Origin of the sequence: Aminomonas paucivorans DSM 12260, assembly GCF_000165795.1 — a bacterium.
GTDB lineage: Bacteria > Synergistota > Synergistia > Synergistales > Synergistaceae > Aminomonas > Aminomonas paucivorans.
Window position 1 is genome coordinate 255,512 of the sequence record NZ_CM001022.1, and the last position, 19,607, is coordinate 275,118.

General features: G+C 66.4%; 16 protein-coding genes and 1 riboswitch. Of the genes, 13 read left to right on the forward strand and 3 right to left on the reverse strand.

Features of this window, described 5'->3' with window-relative positions; genetic code table 11:
* Window positions 1–23 precede the first annotated feature (23 nt).
* Complete coding sequence (locus APAU_RS01150) at window positions 24–986, reverse strand: molybdopterin-binding protein (protein WP_232207744.1); 963 nt, start codon at window positions 984–986, stop codon at window positions 24–26.
* Between the two features lie 152 nt (window positions 987–1,138).
* Window positions 1,139–1,233, reverse strand: a riboswitch (molybdenum cofactor riboswitch).
* Between the two features lie 1,115 nt (window positions 1,234–2,348).
* Here APAU_RS01150 and APAU_RS01155 point away from each other — a divergent pair.
* The 7 genes from APAU_RS01155 (at window position 2,349) to mobA (ending at window position 9,876) form a co-directional block, all read left to right on the forward strand.
* Window positions 2,349–2,717 carry an SgcJ/EcaC family oxidoreductase gene (locus tag APAU_RS01155; RefSeq protein ID WP_006299817.1) on the forward strand — a complete coding sequence of 123 codons (369 nt, stop codon included), beginning with the start codon at window positions 2,349–2,351 and terminating at the stop codon, window positions 2,715–2,717.
* 179 nt (window positions 2,718–2,896) lie between these two features.
* Window positions 2,897–3,364, forward strand: coding sequence for an NADH-quinone oxidoreductase subunit NuoE (nuoE, locus tag APAU_RS01160; RefSeq protein WP_006299818.1), 468 nt, complete (start codon window positions 2,897–2,899; stop codon window positions 3,362–3,364).
* Between the two features lie 31 nt (window positions 3,365–3,395).
* Complete coding sequence (locus tag APAU_RS01165) at window positions 3,396–3,767, forward strand: (2Fe-2S) ferredoxin domain-containing protein (protein ID WP_006299819.1); 372 nt, start codon at window positions 3,396–3,398, stop codon at window positions 3,765–3,767.
* 15 nt (window positions 3,768–3,782) lie between these two features.
* Complete coding sequence (nuoF, locus tag APAU_RS01170) at window positions 3,783–5,576, forward strand: NADH-quinone oxidoreductase subunit NuoF (RefSeq protein WP_006299820.1); 1,794 nt, start codon at window positions 3,783–3,785, stop codon at window positions 5,574–5,576.
* Window positions 5,577–5,604: 28 nt separating this feature from the next.
* Entirely contained in the window at window positions 5,605–8,313 is a 2,709-nt protein-coding gene (fdhF, locus tag APAU_RS13745; RefSeq protein ID WP_006299821.1) for a formate dehydrogenase subunit alpha, read from the forward strand.
* 76 nt (window positions 8,314–8,389) lie between these two features.
* Window positions 8,390–9,217: a formate/nitrite transporter family protein gene (locus APAU_RS01185; RefSeq protein WP_006299822.1), complete on the forward strand. Its 828-nt coding sequence runs from the start codon at window positions 8,390–8,392 to the stop codon at window positions 9,215–9,217.
* A 62-nt stretch (window positions 9,218–9,279) separates the two neighbouring features.
* Entirely contained in the window at window positions 9,280–9,876 is a 597-nt protein-coding gene (gene mobA / locus APAU_RS01190) for a molybdenum cofactor guanylyltransferase (RefSeq protein ID WP_269490266.1), read from the forward strand.
* Here mobA and APAU_RS01195 read toward each other — a convergent pair.
* Window positions 9,833–10,663 (reverse strand): formate dehydrogenase accessory sulfurtransferase FdhD, encoded by an 831-nt coding sequence (locus APAU_RS01195; RefSeq protein ID WP_006299824.1) that lies wholly within the window; start codon window positions 10,661–10,663, stop codon window positions 9,833–9,835. The genes mobA and APAU_RS01195 overlap by 44 nt on opposite strands.
* Window positions 10,664–10,980: 317 nt before the next feature.
* Between APAU_RS01195 and APAU_RS01200 the strand changes: the two genes are divergently transcribed.
* The 6 genes from APAU_RS01200 (at window position 10,981) to APAU_RS01225 (ending at window position 19,095) form a co-directional block, all read left to right on the forward strand.
* Window positions 10,981–11,499: an NADH-quinone oxidoreductase subunit NuoE family protein gene (locus APAU_RS01200; protein ID WP_006299825.1), complete on the forward strand. Its 519-nt coding sequence runs from the start codon at window positions 10,981–10,983 to the stop codon at window positions 11,497–11,499.
* Window positions 11,492–11,896 carry a (2Fe-2S) ferredoxin domain-containing protein gene (locus APAU_RS01205; protein ID WP_006299826.1) on the forward strand — a complete coding sequence of 135 codons (405 nt, stop codon included), beginning with the start codon at window positions 11,492–11,494 and terminating at the stop codon, window positions 11,894–11,896. Before APAU_RS01200 ends, APAU_RS01205 begins: the two co-directional genes overlap by 8 nt.
* Before the next feature lie 18 nt (window positions 11,897–11,914).
* Window positions 11,915–13,708, forward strand: a complete 1,794-nt coding sequence (locus tag APAU_RS01210) for an NADH-quinone oxidoreductase subunit NuoF (protein WP_006299827.1) — start codon at window positions 11,915–11,917, stop codon at window positions 13,706–13,708.
* Window positions 13,709–13,727: 19 nt separating this feature from the next.
* Window positions 13,728–15,485 carry an NADH-dependent [FeFe] hydrogenase, group A6 gene (locus APAU_RS01215; protein ID WP_006299828.1) on the forward strand — a complete coding sequence of 586 codons (1,758 nt, stop codon included), beginning with the start codon at window positions 13,728–13,730 and terminating at the stop codon, window positions 15,483–15,485.
* A gap of 123 nt (window positions 15,486–15,608) precedes the next feature.
* Window positions 15,609–16,919, forward strand: coding sequence for an NAD(P)/FAD-dependent oxidoreductase (locus APAU_RS01220; protein ID WP_006299829.1), 1,311 nt, complete (start codon window positions 15,609–15,611; stop codon window positions 16,917–16,919).
* A 1-nt stretch (window position 16,920) separates the two neighbouring features.
* Window positions 16,921–19,095 carry a DUF2298 domain-containing protein gene (locus APAU_RS01225; RefSeq protein ID WP_006299830.1) on the forward strand — a complete coding sequence of 725 codons (2,175 nt, stop codon included), beginning with the start codon at window positions 16,921–16,923 and terminating at the stop codon, window positions 19,093–19,095.
* On the opposite strand, the gene APAU_RS12355 is transcribed toward APAU_RS01225, so the two are convergent.
* On the reverse strand, window positions 19,073–19,606 hold the full coding sequence (locus APAU_RS12355) for a signal peptidase II (protein ID WP_006299831.1): 534 nt from the start codon (window positions 19,604–19,606) through the stop codon (window positions 19,073–19,075). The two genes, APAU_RS01225 and APAU_RS12355, sit on opposite strands and share 23 nt — an antisense overlap.
* Window position 19,607: the final 1 nt, after the last annotated feature.

Sequence of the window (19,607 nt, forward strand, 5' to 3'; positions counted from 1 at the left end):
AACTCCTTTCCTTGGAAGATTCCTCAACTGCGCGCGGAAAAGGCGCATCCAGGGTAAGAGCACGCGTCGCAGCTCCTGCACAATCCCCCCCTTCCCCAACGTCGGACCTCTTCTCCCGTGGGAGGAGTGCCCGCATAGAGACGATCCAGAAGGACGTCCAGGGACGTCCGTTGTGCAAAAACCGCCGAGGCGGGAACGCCTACGAGGAATGCCTCCCCTTTCTGGGCAAGCATCAGGTTGGCCCCCGGAATCAGGGGGACCCTTCGGAAAACCACCCGGTCGCAGAGGGAGCGGATGGCCCGAGGTGTCTGGTCGTCCGCATCCACGCTCATGCCTCCGGTGCACAGGACGATCCGGGCCCCCTTGTCCAGCCACGCGGCGACGGCCCGGGCGATCTCGGAGGCGTCGTCGGGGCAGAGGGTGTGTCCCATCAGGGGAGCGCCGTAGGGTACGAGTTTGGTTTGCAGCTTGGGCAGGAAGGCGTCCTGCACCAGCCCTTCGTAGATCTCCCGCCCCGTGGTGACCAGGGCGGTGGGGAAGGGGTTCCAGGGCAGAACGGAAAGGGGGGCCACCCCCAGCACGCGGTCCACCTGTTCTCTTTGGACGGCCAGGGGGCCGATGCGGAAGGCCGCCGTCAGGGTCCCGAGGCTCACGGCGGTCCGGTTGGCCCGGGTGGTGAAGATCCAGTCGGGGTCCTGGTTGATGAAGTCCACGTCCTCGTCCCGAAAGTGCAGCAGGCCGGGACGGGTCGCCGTGAGGGTGCATTTCCCCTCCTCAGGTCCGCGAAGCTCCAGCCCTTCCCCTTGGACCCTTCGTCCCAGGAGGAGCGCTGCCTCGTCCTCGTGGACCTCCTCCGGGTCCAGCATCAGAAAGCGGATGTGGGACTTGCCCATGCGCAGGAGGAGGGGCACGTCCTCCTGCGCGATGCGGTGCCCCCTGCGGAAGCGGGCGCCCTTGAATCCCCCCACGGGATCGATGAGGGTCAAGTCATGGGAGAGGATTCTGCCGACGGCCTGCTCGACCGGGAGGGTTTCAGTCTTCACGTGTCTTCACCGCGATTCCGCCTTTCCATAAAAAAAGGGACCGTGCCCCATGCAAGGAGCACAGTCCCCCTACGTCAAGACGCAGGTGTGCGGCTCTCCTTGCCAAACAAGGGAGGCGTGCCCGTTTCCAGACACACCCTATCGGCCGCACACCACGGACACGGGGCCCGACAGGCAATGCGGCTCGGAGGCGCTCTATGGGGTCTCCCCCTGGGGGGAGACTTGGGGTCTTCGGTCGAGTACAGGAAGTTCCCCGCCGCCGAGGAGTTTTCTCGCGAACCGTCCTCCGCCGGATGTCCGCCGCAGAACGGAAAGCCGCCGCGCCCCGGGGGCACCAACCCCGGAGTCTGCCTCGGTGCTTCGGGAGTGCAGGCTGCGCATCCTCCCCCCTGTGGTTCTCGCGGAGGATAGGCCGCAGGCCATTCACAACACAGAGCCATCTTCATTCAGACTTGGTGGGCGTGTCAAGCATATCTGTGAAATATGTCACTGGAGGCCGGTTTCCTGGGGGAGAGGAAACCTTCGGGATCGGGTTGCGCCAAACCCCGATCGAGAGGGGGATCGTGGGTCGAGTGAAGGAGTCCCGTCATGGGGAACGGGATTGCCTCGGAGGTTTCCGATGGGCCCAAGATGTCCTTTTTCGTCTCGGGATTCGGAAAAGCGAGAGCTGGTGCCAAGAAGCACAAACCGGAGGTCCTGTGTGCGACGGGCCTGGCCGGGGAGAAACCGGATCGGACCGAGAGGATCCTGTCCCCTGTTTTGTGCAGAGCAGCGGAAAGGGCGGGGCCTTTTTTCTTTCGCGGAGAACCGGAGGTTTCTTGTGCAAGAACAGGGGGGGCTTTCTTTGCCCTTGCCCCTTCCGGGAAATTTGTGCATAATATATCCAAATGTCGTGGCCGCACGTTCCTCTTGCCCCGAGCTCTTTTCGGGCGAGCCGGCCTACGTTCCCCCATTGCCGACGCCGTATCCCCGCTTTCCGTCCTTTTTCGAGCGCGAAAGGGAGAGGGTTCGTTTGCATATCTTGTGAATTTTAGGTCGACCGGGTCCCGTGGGGGACCCACCCTGGGCTGGGACAGCCCTGGCAGCGTGTGCAGGATCCACGGGGATCCTGGGGCGAAGGAGGGCCTTCGCCGGAGTTCTCAAATCCTTTTTCTCATTGCTCGGCATTCCAACAAGGGTCGTTACTCCCCAAACGGGGAGGGAGGTCTGTTCCCCGGGAGCGGTTCCCCTGGGAACAGGCTTTGGCGTGTTTTGTCCTGCCTGCGGACTTCAAGGGAGTGCGCAGGAGAAGATGGGAGGTCTGTCATGAAGGTTCAGGAGGAGATTCTCGGCTGCTTCGACGCATGGAACCGGGCCCTGCAGAGCGGGGATCCCGGGGAGGTGGCGAAGCTGTACGCGGCGGACGCCATTCTGTTGCCCACGGTGTCCAACGCGGTGCGGCACAATTTCGCGGAGATTCGGGACTACTTCGCCCATTTCATGGAAAGCCATCCCAGTGGGCGGATCGACGAACCCAACGTGCGGGTCTACGGGGACCTGGCCATCAACTCGGGGGTGTACACCTTCTCCTTCCCCGATAAGCCCCCCATCCAGGGGCGCTTCACCTTCGTCTACCGGAAGAACGGACAGCGCTGGGAGATCGTGGAGCACCATTCCTCCCGGATGCCGGAGTAACGCCTCCGGGGGCGTCCTCTCTCGGAGGGGCGGCGGATTTGCGAGGGGTTCTTCCCCCTTCCCGAGGTTTTCGGGGTGGTCCGGAGGGCCGGATCTAAGGGGGTGCAGTTGCGGGAATGGGGTATCGGGTGTTTCTCCTCGGGGGTTTGGAGAAACGTAGGGCGATGGGAGGTATGGGAATGCTGGAAAGAGAAGAGGTCGTTTCCAGGACGCGGGAGATCGTGGCTCCCTGGAAGGGCCGCAAGGGCGGGTTGATCCCCATCCTGCAGGGGGCCCAGAACGCCTTCGGCTATCTGCCGGCAGAGGCGCTCCAGACGATTTCCGAGGAGCTGACGGTGCCGCTTGCGGAGATCTACGGGGTGGTGACGTTCTACGCCCAGTTCCACCTCAAGCCCCGGGGTCGTCACATCATCCGGGTGTGCCGGGGGACGGCGTGCCACGTCCGGGGGAGCCTGAAGCTGCTTCAGACCGTCAAGGAGTCCCTGAAGGTGGAGGAGAACGGCACCACCGAAGACCTGCGCTATACCCTGGAGCCGGTGGCCTGCATCGGGGCGTGCGGTCTGGCGCCGGTCATCATGGTGGATTCGGACACCCACGGCCGACTGGTTCCGGAGAAGCTCAAGGAAATCCTGGACCATTACGAGTAACCCAATCACGAGTTCGGAGGGGGACACCACGGTGGCGAAGATCACGAGCCTCGAGGATCTGCGGAAGATCAAAGAGCACGCGAAGGACCAGACGTCCGCGAGGTCCGAGGGAAAGACCCGCATCATCATCGGCCTGGGGACCTGCGGCATCGCCGCGGGGGCGCGGGCGGTGATGGAGGCGGTGATGGAGGAGCTGAACAAGAGGGGACTCAAGGACGTCTCCGTGGAGGGGACCGGGTGCATCGGCATGTGCCAGCAGGAGCCTCTCCTGGACGTGATCCGTCCCGGGGAGCCCCGGATCACCTACGGCCGCGTGACGGCCCAGGACGTGCCCCGGATCGTTGCGGACCACCTGGTGAACGGCCGGATCGTGCAGGACAAGCTCATCGGCCGGGCCGAGTAGGAGGACGAGAAGATCATGCCGACATACCGGAGTCACGTACTGGTCTGCGGAGGCACGGGCTGCGTCTCCAGCGGCAGCGCCAAGCTTCAGGAGGCCCTGCAGAAGGAGCTGGGCAAGCAGGGTCTGGACAAAGAGATTCTCCTGGTCCAGACGGGCTGTCACGGGATGTGCGAGGCCGGGCCCATCATGGTGGTGTACCCCGAGGGGACCTTCTACACCCACGTGAAGCCCGAGGACGCCGCGGAGATCGTGGAGGAGCACCTGCTCAAGGGGCGGGTGGTCCAGCGGCTTCTGCACAAGGAGGACCTCACCGCCGAGGCGGTGGCCCACTACAAGGAGCTGCCCTTCTACTCCAAGCAGATGCGCATCACCCTGCGCAACTGCGGCTACATCAACCCGGACAACATCGACGAGTACATCGGCCGGGACGGCTACCAGGGGCTGGCCAAGGTGCTCCAGGATCTTTCCCGGGACGACGTGATCAACGAGATGAAGACCTCCGGCCTGCGGGGGCGGGGCGGTGGCGGCTTCCCCACGGGGATGAAGTGGGAGTTCTGCAAGAAGTCCCCGGGGGACAAGAAGTTCGTCATCTGCAACGCCGACGAAGGGGACCCCGGGGCCTTCATGGACCGCTCCCTGCTGGAGGGGGACCCCCACGCCATCCTTGAGGGCATGGCCATCGGGGCCTACGCCATGGGGGCCGACGAGGGCTACATCTACTGCCGGGCGGAGTACCCCCTGGCCATCAAGCGGCTGCACCAGGCCATCGCCCAGGCGGAGGAATACGGCCTGCTGGGCAAGAACATCATGGGCACGGACTTCTCCTTCGAGATCCACGTGAAGGAGGGGGCGGGGGCCTTCGTCTGCGGCGAGGAGACCGCCCTCATGGCCTCCATCGAGGGGCAGCGGGGCATGCCCCGTCCCCGGCCGCCCTTCCCCGCCAACAAGGGGCTGTGGGAAAAGCCTTCCAACATCAACAACGTGGAGACCTGGGCCAACGTGGCACAGATCATCCTCCACGGGGGAGCCTGGTATGCCTCCGTGGGCACCGAGAAGTCCAAGGGCACCAAAGTCTTCGCCCTCACGGGGAAGGTGAAGAACACCGGGCTGGTGGAGGTCCCCATGGGCACCACCATCCGGGAGGTGGTCTTCGAGATCGGCGGCGGCATCCTGAACGACAAGAAGTTCAAGGCTGTGCAGATCGGCGGACCCTCCGGGGGCTGCCTCACGGAGGAGCACCTGGACCTGCCCATCAGCTACGAGTCCCTCACCGCCGCCGGGGCCATCATGGGTTCCGGGGGACTGGTGGTGGTGGACGAGGACACCTGCATGGTGGACGTGGCCAAGTTTTTCCTGGAGTTCACCCAGGCGGAGTCCTGCGGCAAGTGCGTCCCTTGCCGGGAGGGCACCAAGAAGATGCTGGACATCCTGACCCGGATCACCGAAGGCAAGGGGCAGGAGGGGGACATCGAAAAGCTCCAGTACCTGGGCACCCAGATCAAGGACGCGTCCCTCTGCGGCCTGGGGCAGACCGCCCCGAACCCGGTGCTCACCACCATCCGCTACTTCCGGCACGAGTACGAGGCCCACATCAAGGACAAGAAGTGTCCCGCCGGAGCCTGCGTCGCCCTGACGAGCTTCGTCATCGACCCCGCCAAGTGCATCGGCTGCACCAAGTGCGCCCGGGTCTGTCCCGTGAACGCCATCACCGGGGAGATCAAGAAGCCCCACGTGATCGACGCGGAGAAGTGTGTCAAGTGTGGTGCCTGCGCGGAGGCCTGTCCCGTGAAGGCTATTTCCCGACGCTAAAGCGCTAAAGAGAGAGGGTTGAGAGGGTATGCAAGGAATCGAAGCAATCATCAACGGTCGAACGATCGTCGCGGAACCGGGGATGACGATCCTTCAGGCTGCCAGGGCCCACGGGATCCACATCCCGACCCTGTGCGACCATCCGGTACTCAAGGCCGTGGGGGCGTGCCGAGTGTGCCTGGTGGAGGTGGAGAAGAACCCGAAGCTGCTGACCGCCTGTTCCACTCCCCTGAGCCCGGGGATGGTGGTGCACACCCATTCGCCCCGGGTCCTGGAGGCCCGTCGGGCGGTGGTGGAGCTTCTCCTGATCCGTCATCCCCTGGACTGCTTCAGCTGTTCCAGCAACGGGAAGTGCGAGCTTCAGGACGTGGCCTACGAGCTGGGGATCCAGAAGTCTCCCTTCGCGGAGGAGGGGGACACCTGCACGAAGTACGCCCTGGAGGACGCCAACCCGTTCTACGTCCGGGACATGAACAAGTGCATCCTCTGCGGTCGGTGCATCCGGGCCTGCGACAGCCTGGCCCAGTACCACGCCATCGACTTCCAGAACCGGGGGATCAAGACCATGGTCCAGCCTCCCGTGGGGGTCGACCTGGAGCACTCGGACTGCACCTTCTGCGGCCAGTGCGTCCAGGTGTGCCCGGTGGGGGCGCTTTCGGAAAAGACCGCCCGGGGGCTGGGTCGGCCCTGGGAGATGCGGTCCGTGAAGACCACCTGTTCCTACTGCGGGGTGGGGTGTGAACTCCACATCCAGGTGAACGCCAAGACCGGAAAGATCGCCAACGTCACCACGGACTACGAGAGCAAAAGCGCCCTGAACGAGGGGCGGAGCTGCGTGAAGGGGCGATTCGCCTGGCAGTTCGTGCACAGCGAGGAGCGCCTCACCAGGCCGCTGATCCGGGAGAACGGCGTCCTGCGCGAGGCCACCTGGGAAGAGGCCCTCAACGCGGTGGTGGGAGGGCTGGGGCACATCCGGGAGCAGCACGGCCCGGATACCATCGGTTTCTTCTCCTCCGCCCGGTGCACCAACGAGGAGAACTACCTGCTCCAGAGGCTGGCGAGGGAGGTGATCGGCACAAACAACGTGGACCATTGTGCCCATCTCTGACACAGCGCTACCGTGAAGGGTCTCGGTGAGACCCTCGGAAGCGGCGCCATGACCAACGATTTCCGGTCCATCCGGAAGGCGGACGTGCTGTTCGTCATCGGTTCCAACACCACGGAGGCCCACCCGGTCATCGGCTCCTGGATCAAGGAGCGTCGCCGGGCGGGGGCGAAGCTCATCGTCTGCGATCCCCGGAAGATCGAGCTGGCGGAGTACGCCGACGTGTACCTGCGGCAGAAGAGCGGCACCGACGTGGCCCTGGTGAACGGGCTGATGCACGTCATCCTGCGGGACAACCTGCAGGACGAGGCCTTCCTCGCCCAGCGGGTGGAGAACTTCGAGGCACTGAAGGCCCAGGTGGCTTCCTACACCCCCGAGGTGGTCTCGGAGATCACCGGGGTGGCCCCGGAGCTGATCGAAGAGGCAGCCCGGATCTACGCGAAGGGGCCCAACTCGGCGATCTTCTACACCATGGGGATCACCCAGCACGTCACGGGAACCAACAACGTGCGGAGCATGGCCAACCTGGCCCTTCTGTGCGGCATGCTGGGGCGCCCGGGCACGGGGGTGAACCCCCTTCGGGGGCAGAACAACGTGCAGGGGGCCTGCGACATGGGCTGTCTGCCCGACGTGTACTCGGGCTACCAGAAGGTGGCGGACCCCCAGTCCCGGGAGAAGATGGGCAAACTCTGGGGGGCGGAACTTCCCGCCGGGCCGGGGATGACCCTGGTGCGGATGATGGAGGCGGCGGGAAGCGGCACCTTGAAAGGGCTGTTCATCATGGGGGAGAACCCCATGGTGACGGACCCCGATACGAACCACGTGCGCCACAGCCTGGAGAAGCTGGACCTCCTGGTGGTGCAGGACATCTTCCTCACCGAGACGGCGCAGATGGCGGACGTGGTCCTGCCCGCCGCCTGCTGGGGGGAGAAGGACGGCACCTTCACCAACACCGCCCGTACGGTCCAGCGGGTCCGCAAGGCGGTGGAGTCTCCGGGGGAGGCCCGGGGGGACTGGGAGATCCTGCAGGACATCGCCGTGCGCCTGGGGGCGCCCTGGAACTTCCGCAGCGCCTCGGAGGTGTTCGACGATCTGGCCCGGGTCACCCCGAGCTACGGCGGCATGAGCTACCGCCGCCTGGAGGAGAAGGGGCTGGCGTGGCCCTGCCCCACCCCGGAGCATCCGGGAACGCCGATCCTGCACACGGAGAAGTTCCCCCGTCAGGGCGGGAAAGCCACCTTCTCCCCCTGCGAGTGGAAGGCTCCCCACGAGTGGCCCGACGAGGAGTACCCGTACCTGGCCACCACGGGACGTCTTCTGTACCACTACCATTCCGGGAGCATGACCCGACGGAGCGCCCCGGGAGAGTTCGTCAAGGAGCTGTACGTGGAGGTGCACCCCGCCGACGCGGCGGCCCTGTGCCTGGAGGAGGGGCAGCTGGTCCGGGTCACGTCCCGCCGGGGCAGCGTGGAGGGCAAGGCAAAGGTCACCGACCGGGTCCCCCCGAAGATGGTCTTCCTGCCCTTCCACTTCGGCGAGGCTTCGGCCAACGTCCTCACCGCCGCGGTGATCGACCCGGATTCGGAGACTCCGGGTTACAAGGTCAGCGCGGTTCGGGTGGAAAAGGTCTGACGGAACCGAGGAGGGGGGAGCGGGGCGCTGCGCCCCCTCCCTCCCCATCCAAACCATAGGAGGGAGATCAAAAGTCATGAATTTCAAGACCCCTGCGGAGCTGGCCAAGTCCGGCTGCGCCGTCGCCAAGGCCAAGTGCGCCTGGTCGGTCCCCCAGATGCTCATCATGGGCATCCTGGCGGGGGCCTACATCGCCTTCGGAGGCTTTCTGAACACCGTGGTCACCCAGGACCTGGCGAAGTACGCCGGGGTGGGGGTGACGAAGTTCCTGGGCGGGGCGGTCTTCTCCGTGGGACTCATGTTGGTGGTCATCGGCGGAGCGGAGCTGTTCACGGGGAACTGCCTCATGCCCATGGGGGTCATGGCGGGCTGCGCCACCTTCAGCGGGATGCTGCGCAACTGGTTCTGGGTGTACACCGCCAACCTCATCGGCTCCCTCCTGGTGGCCCTGCTGGTCCACCTGGGAGGCATGGACACCGGCGCGGTGGGGGTCAACGCCCTGAAGATCGCCTCCGCCAAGATGAACCTTTCCATGGATCAGGCCTTCTTCCGGGGCATCCTCTGCAACTGGCTGGTGGTGATGGCGGTGTGGATGAGCATGGCCGCCCAGGACATCGTCGGCAAGGTTTTCTCCATCTTCTTCCCCATCATGGCCTTCGTCGCCTCCGGTTTCGAACACAGCATCGCCAACATGTACTTCATGGCCCTGGGGATCTTTGCCAAGGGCGACGCCGCGGTGGTGGCCGCCGCGGAGCTGGCCCCGGAGAAGCTGGCCTCCGTCGGTCTGGGGGGCTACCTGCACAACCTGATCCCCGTCACCCTGGGGAACATGGTGGGAGGCATCCTCTTCGTGGCGGTGGCCTACTACCTGGTCTTCCAAAAGAACCTGGAAAACATGGAGTAGCCGTGGTCCCCAAGCGGAAGAACTCCTTGGGCGGAGGCGGGGCGATCCCCGCTTCCGCCATTGTGTTAGGGGGGGGAGAGGGCCGCCGGATGGGAGGCAACAAGCTCTTCCTGGCGGTGGACGGGCTGCTGCTGCTCCACTGCGTCCTGGATCGGATCTGTCCCTGGTTTCGGGAGGTCCTCCTGGCGGTGGGGCCCAAGGACGCCTCGTCCCTGTCCCTTCTGCTGGAGGGTCGGTCCTGGGCCTCCCCGGTGCGGGTGGTGGTGGACCGGGCCCCGGGAAAGGGTCCCCTGGCGGGGTTGGTCGCGGGGCTGCGGGAGATGGATTCCCCCTGGGCCTTCCTGATGGGGTGCGACATGCCCTGGATCCAGGAGCCCCTGGTTCGGCGCATGTGGGCCCTGCGGGAACGGGAGGAAGGGGTTCTCTGCTGGGAGAGGGAGGGCTACCTGGAACCGCTCCACGCCTTCTACTCCCGCTCCTGTCTTCCCTTCGCGGAGGAGGCCCTGGCCCGCAAGGACCACAAGCTGAAGAGCTTCTACCCCCAGGTGCCGGTGCAGGTGGTGCCCGAGGAGGCCTTCGCGGACCTTCCGGGACACCGCCGATCCTTCGAGGGGATCAACACCCCTCTGCAGCTGGAGCGGTTCCGGGAGTCCCGATAGCCCCAGGTTCCGTCAACCCTTCGATCCGCTCCGGCCACGCGTACACGTTCATCCGTCCCTCCCGGGCGAAGCCCACCAGGGTGATCCCTCCCCTTCGGGCCGCGTCCACCCCTGCGGCTGTGGCGGCGGAGACGCTGGCCAGGAGGGGAATCCGCGCCCCCTGCGCCTTGTAGACCATGTCCGCCGGGAGGCGTCCCGAGACGGCAAGGAAGCAGTCCTCCGGTTCCAACCCTTCCTTCAGAGCCCACCCCACCGCTTTGTCCACCGCGTTGTGTCGCCCCACGTCCTCCACCAGGAAACGCCTCGAGGTGGTCGTCGAGACGAGCACCGCCACGTGGACGCTGCCGGTCTTCCGAAAGAGAGGACCCTCCGCCAGCTGCGCCACAACCCCTTCCAGGGAGGCGAAGGGCAGGGACCACCGCACCTTCAGGGGACCCAGACGCGCCGCCTCCAGGTCCTTGGGGTCCACCAACCGGGTGGCGGCGGTGTGCAGCCTCCGGGCCAGGGGAGGGATGCCCTCTCGGGGGGTCCTTCGGGTCACCCGGACCCGTCCCGGCTCCAGGGAGAGGTCCTCCACGTCCTCCCGGGAGAGGATGCGTCTGCGACAGGCCAGGTTTCCCAGGGCCCAGAGTTCCTCGTTCCCCCGGGTGAGGATCACCTGTGCCTCCTCCAGCCCGTCCACCTCCAGGGTCAGGGGAACCTCCTCCAGCAGCTCGTCCGTCCAGGGGCGGCAGGTGCCGTCCCGAAAGGCCCGAAGGATCTCCATCCGACGTACCGGCGTTTCCATGGGGTCGCCTCCTTTTCTTGGCATTGTAGCCTTGACGGAGGAGGAAGAGTCCCTCCAATTTCCTGAAACTTTGTTGCAATAACTCCGCTTTCCCCTTAGCCTGGATTGCGGAAAAAACAGGGGGTGTTTGCCTTTGAGAAAAGCAAAATTGCGTTTTTTTGTATGGGTCAAAGCACCTTGTGAGGATCCGGGGTGTGAGGTATCATCGTGGACGCCTTTATTTTGTGAAACCGTGGACGTTACCTCGGGAAGGCGTGGGCAGGGTATGATAGGGCAAGGATCGAACAGAAGCACTATAAAGGAGGCGAGGTAAAGCGATGAGCTGCGGTGAAAACAATCCTCAGTACCAGGAGTTGGGGGCCTTCATCGACGGGCTTCCGGAAAAGCGCGGGGAGCTCATCACGGTGCTCCACAAGGCCCAGGGCATCTTCGGGTATCTGCCCGAGGAGGTGCAGGCCTTCGTGGCGAAGAAGCTGGACATCCCCCTGGCGAAGGTCTACGGGGTGGTGACGTTCTACTCCTTCTTCACCATGGTGCCCAAGGGCAAGGTGGTGGTGTCGGTGTGCATGGGAACGGCCTGCTACGTCCGGGGGGCCGAGGAAGTGCTGGCGGAGCTGGAGAAAGTCCTGGGGATCAAGGCGGGGCAGGTGAGCGCCGACGGGCATTTTTCCCTGGATACCCTGCGGTGTGTGGGGGCCTGCGGCCTTGCGCCGGTGGTCATCATCAACGGCAAGGTCTACGGACGCCTGACTCCCGCCCAGATCCCGGGGATCATCGCTCCCTACCGCCCCGTGACCCAGACCGCTTCCCAGGAGGTGTGTTCCTGTCATGTCTGAGAAGATCCGCTCCCTCGACGAACTGCGCAAGATCAAGCAGCAGATGAAGGACGGCACGGACCTTCGCGAGAAGGGCCAGAACATCGAGAACCTCATCGACGTGAAGGTCAGCATGGCCACCTGCGGGATCGCCTCCGGCGCCCGGGAGACCATGTCGGAGATGATGGAGGAGGCCAAGGCCCGGGGGTTGGACAACGTGGTGTTCACCCAGTGCGGCTGCATGGGCCTCTGCCACTCCGAGCCCACCATCATGATCACCCGCCCCGGAGAGGAGCCGGTGACCTACGGCAACGTGAAGGGACGGGAACGCATCAAGGAGATCTTCGACCACACCATCGAAAAGGGCGAGCTGGTGGACGGGGTCATCCCCGTAAGCTACCGCACCTCCCACGAATAAGGGGGCCGCTGGACGATCATGGCTCAGATGAAGATGCACATCCTGGTCTGCGGCGGCACGGGCTGCATTTCTTCCCAGAGCGACGTGCTGGCCCAGGCCCTGAAGGACGCCCTCAAGGAACAGGGGTTGGAGAACGAAGTGAAGGTGGTCCTCTCGGGCTGCTTCGGCTTCTGCGAGCAGGGGCCCATCGTCAAGGTGGCCCCGGACAACACCTTCTACGTGAAGGTGACCCCGGAGGACGCGGGGGAGATCGTGGCGGAGCACATCGTCAAGGGGCGCAAGGTGGACCGCCTGCTCTACCAGGACCCGGAGACCCGGGAGCACGTCGCCGACTCCAAGCACATGGATTTCTACAAGAAGCAGATGCGCATCGCCCTCCGGAACTGCGGCTTCCTGGATCCGGAGAACGTGCAGGAATACATCGCCCGGGACGGCTACGAGGCCCTGGGACGGGTGCTCTCCACCATGAAGCCCGCCGACGTGGTGGACACGGTGAAGAAGTCCGGCCTCCGGGGTCGCGGTGGCGGCGGGTTCCCCACGGGGCTCAAGTGGGAGATCGCCAGCAAGTACGGGGCGGACCAGAAGTACGTCATCTGCAACGCCGACGAGGGAGATCCCGGGGCGTTCATGGACCGGTCCATCCTCGAAGGGGATCCCCACTCTGTGGTGGAGGCCATGGCCATCTGCGGCTACGCCATCGGCGCCAGCAAGGGCATGGTGTACATCCGCGCCGAGTACCCCCTGGCGGTGGAGCGCCTCCAGAAGGCCATCGTGGCGGCTCGGGAGATCGGCCTGCTGGGAAAGGACATCCTGGGCACGGGCTTCGACTTCGACATCGAGCTGCGCTACGGCGCCGGGGCCTTCGTCTGCGGCGAGGAGACCGCCCTCATCCAGTCCCTGGAGGGCAACCGGGGCGAGCCCACCAGCAAGCCCCCCTTCCCGGCGGAGAAGGGCTTCTGGGGCAAGCCTTCCAACGTGAACAACGTGGAGACCTTCGCCAACGTGCCGCCCATCATCCTCAAGGGGGCGGACTGGTTCGCCTCCATCGGCACGGAGAAGTCCAAGGGCACCAAGGTGTTCGCCCTGGCGGGGAAGGTGAACAACGTGGGGCTGGTGGAAGTGCCCATGGGCACCACCCTCCGAGAGGTCATCTACGACATCGGCGGCGGCATCCGGGACGGCAAGGCCTTCAAGGCCGTGCAGACCGGCGGTCCCTCCGGGGGCTGCCTCACCCAGAAGCACCTGGACACCCCCATCGACTTCGACAACCTCATCGCCGCGGGTTCCATGATGGGCTCCGGCGGGATGATCGTCATGGACGAGGACAACTGCATGGTCTCGGTGGCCAAGTTCTACCTGGAGTTCACCGTGGAGGAGTCCTGCGGCAAGTGCACCCCCTGTCGGGTGGGCAACAAGCGGATGCACGAGATCCTGGAGAAGATCACCCAGGGCAAGGGCACGGAGAAGGACCTGGCCCGGCTTCGGGAGCTGGCCCTGGTCATCAAGGACACGGCCCTCTGCGGTCTGGGACAGACCGCCCCGAACCCGGTGCTGTCCACCCTGGACAACTTCGGGGACGAGTACCTGGCCCACGTGCGGGATCATCGGTGCCCTGCGGGCAAGTGCAAGGACCTGGTGCAGTACGTCATCGATCCGGAGAAGTGCAAGGGATGCACCCTGTGCGCCAAGGTCTGTCCCGCCGGGGCGGTGACGGGCAAGCTGAAGGAAGCGCACGTCATCGACCAGGAGAAGTGCGTCAAGTGCGGCGCCTGCTTCAGCGCGTGCAAGTTCGGCGCCATCTCCAAGAGCTAGAGGGCGGGAGGCAGAAACGATGATCAGCCTGAATATCGACGGCAAGTACGTCAAGGTCCCCGAGGGCTCCACCATCCTGGACGCGGCGAAGGCCCTGGGCATCGAGATCCCCACGCTGTGCCACCTGGATCTGCATGCGGTAGGCCTGGTGAACAAGGGCGCATCCTGCCGGATCTGCGTGGTGGAGGTGAAGGGGCGCCGCAACCTGGCCCCCGCCTGTGCCACCCCGGCGGTGGAGGGGATGGAGGTCAAGACGAACACCATCCGGGTGCTCAACGCCCGGAAGACGGTGCTGGAGCTGCTCCTTTCGGACCACCCGAAGGACTGCCTCACCTGCGCCAAGAGCGGCAACTGCGAACTCCAGGAGATGGCGGAGCGCTTCTGCCTGCGGGAGAACCGCTACGAGGGGGGCCTGCAGTCCACCTACAAAAAGGACCATTCTCCCTCCCTGGAGCGGGACATGGACAAGTGCGTCATGTGTCGGCGCTGCGAGACCATGTGCAACGAGGTCCAGACCGTGGGGGTGCTCTCCGGGGTGAACCGGGGCTTTACCTCCGTGGTGGCTCCGGCCTTCGAGAAGCCCCTGGAGGAGTCGGTGTGCACCTTCTGCGGCCAGTGTGCCGCCGTGTGCCCCACCGGGGCGCTGGTGGAGCGGGACTACTCCTGGCAGGTCATTGAGGCCCTGGCGGACCCGGAGAAGGTGGTGGTGGTGCAGACTGCCCCGGCGGTGCGCGCCGCCCTGGGGGAGGAGTTCGGTCTGGAGCCCGGCACCCTGGTGACGGGCAAGATGGCCGCGGCCCTTCGGGCCCTGGGTTTCGACCACGTCTTCGACACGGACTTCGCCGCGGACCTCACCATCATGGAGGAGGCCTCGGAGTTCCTGGACCGCCTCACCCGACACCTGAACGGGGACAAGGACGTGCGGCTTCCCATCCTCACCTCCTGCTGCCCCGCCTGGGTGAAGTTCTTCGAGCACCAGTTCCCCGACATGCTGGACGTGCCCTCCACGGCCAAGTCCCCCCAGCAGATGTTCGGGGCCATCGCCAAGAGCTACTTCGCCCAGAAGCTGGGGATCCCCCGGGAGAAGATGGTGGTGGTCTCCATCATGCCCTGCCTGGCGAAGAAGTACGAGTGCTCCCGACCCGAATTCGCCGAGAACGGGAACCCCGACGTGGACATCTCCATCTCCACCCGGGAGCTGGCGCATCTCATCAAACGGGCCAACATCGACTTCCTGGCTCTGCCCGACGAGGACTTCGACAAGCCCCTGGGCGAGTCCACGGGCGCCGCGGTCATCTTCGGCACCACCGGCGGGGTCATCGAGGCGGCGGTGCGCTCTGCCGTGGAGTGGGCGACCAAGCAGCCCCTGGATTCCGTGGACTTCACCGCCCTTCGGGGCTTCCAGGGATGCCGGGAGGCGAAGCTCCCCGTGGGAGATCTGACGCTGCACATCGGCATCGCCCACGGCCTGGGCAACGCCCGGCGGCTTCTGGAGGCGGTCAGGAAGGGAGAGGTGGAGCCCTTCCACGCCATCGAGATCATGGCCTGTCCCGGCGGCTGCGTGGGCGGCGGCGGCCAGCCCTACCACCACGGCAACCTGGAGATCGTGAAGAAGCGCGCCGAGGCCATCTACCGAGAGGATCGAAACAAACCCATCCGGAAGTCCCACGAGAACCCGGACATCATCCGGCTCTACGAGGAGTTCCTGGGCAAGCCCCTGGGCGAGGTGTCCCACCACCTGCTCCATACTCACTACTTCAAGCGCAGCGAGCAGTAGGCTCCCAGCTCTGTCCGAGGCCCCCGGATCCCCCGGGGGCCTTTTTCGTGGGGTGGTCCCGCAAACCCTCCGGCGTGCCTTAGAATCGAAGCAGTTTGTGTCCACCCGAAGGAGGAAAGGCCCTTGAACATCGGGATCATCGGCGCGGGGGTCACGGGGCTCACCGCGGCCTACAGGCTTGCCCGGGCGGGGGAGAAGGTGACGGTGTTCGACCGCTCCCCGGAGGCGGGGGGCATGGTGCGCACCTTCCAGATGGGGGGAACCCGTCTGGAGTCGTTCTACCACCACTGCTTCAACAGCGACACGGACCTGGTGTCCCTGGTGGAGGAGATGAACCTGGGGGCCCGGCTTCGCTGGAAGGCCCCGATCAACGCCCTCTGGGTGCCCCAGGGGCTGTACCGCTTCACCACTCCCGGGGACCTGCTGCGCTTTCGTCCCCTGTCCCTTGCCGGGCGGGTGCGCTTCGGCCTCCAGGTGCTGGGGGCCAAGCGGGTGAAGGACTGGAAGACCCTGGAGGGGATCACCGCCCGGGACTGGGTCTGCGCGGGCGCGGGGCGGGACGTGTGGGAGACCCTCTGGGGGCCCCTCATGCGCTCCAAGTTCGGGGACTCCGCGGAGGACGTGGCGGCGGTGTGGCTGTGGAACAAGCTGGTCCTCCGGGGGGGCAGCCGCTCCAAGGACCTGAAGAACGAGGAACTGGGCTACCTGGAGGGGAGCTTCGGGGTGCTCTGGGACGAGGTGGCCCGGCGGATCCGCACCCTGGGCGGCCGGATCTGCCTGGGGGAGAGGGTGGACCGGATCGTCCCCCGGGAGGAGGGGGTGGAGCTTTCCGTTTCCGGAAGCCTCCAGTCCTTCGACCAGGTGCTCTTCGCCGCCGCCCCGGCGCTGTTGCCTCCCCTGGCCCCGGACCTGCCGGGGGACTACGCCGCCTCCCTGGGGGAGCTGCCCTACCAGGCGAACCTGTGTTTGTGCCTCAAGCTGGAGGGGCCGCCTCTCTCTCCCTTCTACTGGATCTCCGTGGCTCGGGAGGACTGCCCCTTCGTGGCGGCCATTGAGCACACCCGGCTGGTGGATCCCGCCGCCTACGGCGGCACGGTGCTCTACCTCTCCCGGTACCTGGACGCGACGGACCCCCTCTTCTCGGCGGACGACGAGACGGTGGTGGCCCGCTTCCTGGAGTCCCTCACGGACCTGTACCCCCTCTTCTACCCCGACCTGGTGACGGAGAGCCACCTTTCCCGGGAACGATACGCCCAGCCCGTGGTGGGACTGGGGTACAGCGGACGGATTCCGGACCTTCGCACCCCCCTGAAGGGGCTCTACCTGGCCTCCATGTCCCAGATCTACCCGGAGGACCGGGGGCAGAGCTACGCCGTCCGGCTGGGACGGGAGGCGGCGGAAGAGATGCGCCGCGACGTCCGGAGGGGGCTGTAGCATGCACGCCCTGGAGGTGTTGGGCCGGGTGCTGGTGCTGCTGGGGGACCTCCTCCTGCGGGAGGGAGGGCGCCTGGTGGTGTGGTGGGGGGTGCTCACCCTCCTGGGGGCGGCGACCTACCCCCTGGTGTTCCCCCTCTGTCGTCGCCTGGGCGACCGGGGCTGGGGGGTGGCCCGGGCGACGGGGCCCTTCCTGGGGGCCTACGGGGCCTGGCTGCTCTCTTCCCTGAAGCTCCTTCCCTTCGCCACCGCCTGCTGGGTCTCCGCGGCGGTCCTGGTGGGGCTGGGGGTCTGGCGGGGCCGGGGGATGCGGGACGAGCTGCTCCGCACCCTGCGACGGCGCCGGGCCCTCTTCCTGACGGAGGAGGGGGTGCTGCTCTTCGCCGGGGGGGCCTGGGCCCTGCTGCGGTCCTTCCGCCCGGACATCCTGGACCTGGAGAAGTTCATGGACTTCGGCTTCCTCAACGCCGCCCTCAAGGCCGTCTCCATGCCCCCCGTGGACATGTGGCAGGCCGGGTCGGGGATCAACTACTACTACTTCGGGCACGTCACCGCCGCCTTCGTCACGCGCCTTTCCGGGATCGCCCCGGAGCGGGCCTACAACCTCATGCTGGCCACCCTGTGCGCCCTGGCCTGCATGGTGCCCCTGGCGCTGGTCTACAGCCTGGTGCGCCGCCTGCGGGGGCAGAACTTCCGCAACGCCCTGGTGGCGGGGTTCCTGGCCGCCTCCCTGGTGGCCCTGGGGGGGAACCTCCACGGCTTCCTCTACGGCTACGCCCTGCCCCTGGCCAAGCAGGCGGGGTTGTACTCCGGGGAGGTGAAGGCCTACTGGTACCCCGACGCCACCCGGTTCATCGGGTACTTCCCTCCTACCAACGACAAGACCATCCACGAGTTCCCCGTCTACTCCTTCGTGGTGTCGGACCTGCACGGACACGTCCTGGCCATTCCCCTGGTCCTGGCCCTGGTCAGCCTGGCCTGGTGTCTGGTGCCCCGGTTCCGCCGTCCCCTCTCTCGCACCTGGCGGGACCTGCTTCCCCGGGGCTGGCCGGAGCTGCTCCCGGGGCTGCTTTTGGGGATCCTCTTCATGACCAACGCCTGGGACTACCCCATCTACTGGGGGCTCCTCTGTTGGACCGCCTTCCTCCTGCCCCTGCGGAACCTCTCGGGGAAGGAGCTGGCGGCGCGGTTCGTCGCCGCGGCCCGATGGGGCCTTCTGGCCCTGGGGGTGAGCCAGATCGTCCTTCTGCCCTTCACCCTGCACTTTTCCTCCATCGCCAAGGGCATCGGGGTGGCGAAGGACCACACCCCCCTGTGGCAGCTGGGGGTGCTCTGGGGCGGCCCCGCCCTGTGGGCCCTGGTGCTGGGGGGCTTTCTGTTCTTGGAGGGGCGTCGCCGCCGCAGGGAGGGGATCCCCACCCGCCTGTCGGAGCCGGACCGGTTCGGCCTGCTGCTCTTCGCCTACGGGGCCTTTCTGGTGCTGGTGCCGGAGCTGGTCTACCTCCGGGACATCTACGAGAACGGCTACGCCCGGGCCAACACCATGTTCAAGTTCACCTACCAGGCCTTCATCCTCCTGGCCCTGGGCAGCGCCTACGCCGCCGGGCGGGTGCTCTCCTCCCTGGAGCGGCCGCTGGTGCGGATCCCCGGCCTCATGGCCGGGGCGCTGCTTCTGGCCATGCCCCTCTTCTACCCCCCCCTGGCGGTGTCGGGAGGCTACGCCCCTCCCGCCCGGGGGGACTATCGGGGGTTGGACGGTCTGGCCTTCCTGAAGGCCAAGGATGCGGGGGACTATGCGGCGGCCCTGTGGCTTCGGGACCGGGAGCCCCGGCAGGTGGCCATCCTGGAGGCCTACGGGGACAGCTACTCCGACCACGGACGCATCTCCATGGCCACGGGGCTGCCCACGGTGCAGGGGTGGTACGTCCACGAGTGGCTCTGGCGGGGGGACCCCCAGGTACCCCGGGACCGGGAGGGGGAGGTGCGCCGGGTGTACGAAAGCCCCGGATCTCCCGAGGCCCGGAAGGTGCTGGACCGCTACGGCATCCGGTACATCGTGGTGGGGGAGATCGAACGGAAGAAGTTCCCCACCCTGGACGAGGCGGGGCTGGAAGCTCTGGGCAAGCAGGTCTTCTCCTCCGGCAAGACCCGGATCATCCAGGTGGAGGGGCGCTAGAGGGATCCTTCCCCGGGGGCCTCAGAAGGTCCGCAAGCAGCAGAAGGGCCCCGGCGGAGAGAAACAGGTCCGCCAGGTTCAGGGAAGGCAGGGGGAGGGGGTGGCGCAGCGCCAGGTAGTCCACCACCCCTCCCCGGAGGAACCGGTCCGTCAGGTTGCCCAGGGCCCCTCCCCAGAGGAGGGCCAGCTCGGGGCACCGCAGGGGCGAGGAACGCAGCCGCGCCGAGAGCGCCCCCAGGGCGGCGAGGCCCCCCAGGGCCAGGAGGAGGCCCCACCCCCCGGAGGCCCCCAGGGAGAAGGCCACCCCCCTGTTGAGGGAGGGGGCCAGGGCGGCCCACCCGGCGTCCCGAGGGAGGAGCCCCTCCGCGCCCAGGCGCAGCACCTGGGCCTTCACCCCCTGGTCCAGGAGCGCCAGGGCGAGGGCCCACCCGGCGAAGGACCAGCGGCGGGGGGGACGAACCGGGGGGGGCGGGGTCGCCCCCGCCCCCCCCGCGCATCCACGGGGCTTCACG

Excerpts from the sequence above, each read along its gene's own strand:
- APAU_RS01155 (WP_006299817.1), top strand. The coding sequence starts at position 2,349 with ATGAAGGTTCAGGAGGAGATTCTCGGCTGCTTCGACGCATGGAACCGG.
- nuoE (WP_006299818.1), top strand. The coding sequence starts at position 2,897 with ATGCTGGAAAGAGAAGAGGTCGTTTCCAGGACGCGGGAGATCGTGGCT.
- nuoF (WP_006299820.1), top strand. The coding sequence starts at position 3,783 with ATGCCGACATACCGGAGTCACGTACTGGTCTGCGGAGGCACGGGCTGC.
- APAU_RS01185 (WP_006299822.1), top strand. The coding sequence starts at position 8,390 with ATGAATTTCAAGACCCCTGCGGAGCTGGCCAAGTCCGGCTGCGCCGTC.
- APAU_RS01195 (WP_006299824.1), bottom strand. The coding sequence starts at position 10,663 with ATGGAAACGCCGGTACGTCGGATGGAGATCCTTCGGGCCTTTCGGGAC.
- APAU_RS01200 (WP_006299825.1), top strand. The coding sequence starts at position 10,981 with ATGAGCTGCGGTGAAAACAATCCTCAGTACCAGGAGTTGGGGGCCTTC.
- APAU_RS01205 (WP_006299826.1), top strand. The coding sequence starts at position 11,492 with ATGTCTGAGAAGATCCGCTCCCTCGACGAACTGCGCAAGATCAAGCAG.
- APAU_RS01210 (WP_006299827.1), top strand. The coding sequence starts at position 11,915 with ATGGCTCAGATGAAGATGCACATCCTGGTCTGCGGCGGCACGGGCTGC.
- APAU_RS01215 (WP_006299828.1), top strand. The coding sequence starts at position 13,728 with ATGATCAGCCTGAATATCGACGGCAAGTACGTCAAGGTCCCCGAGGGC.
- APAU_RS01225 (WP_006299830.1), top strand. The coding sequence starts at position 16,921 with ATGCACGCCCTGGAGGTGTTGGGCCGGGTGCTGGTGCTGCTGGGGGAC.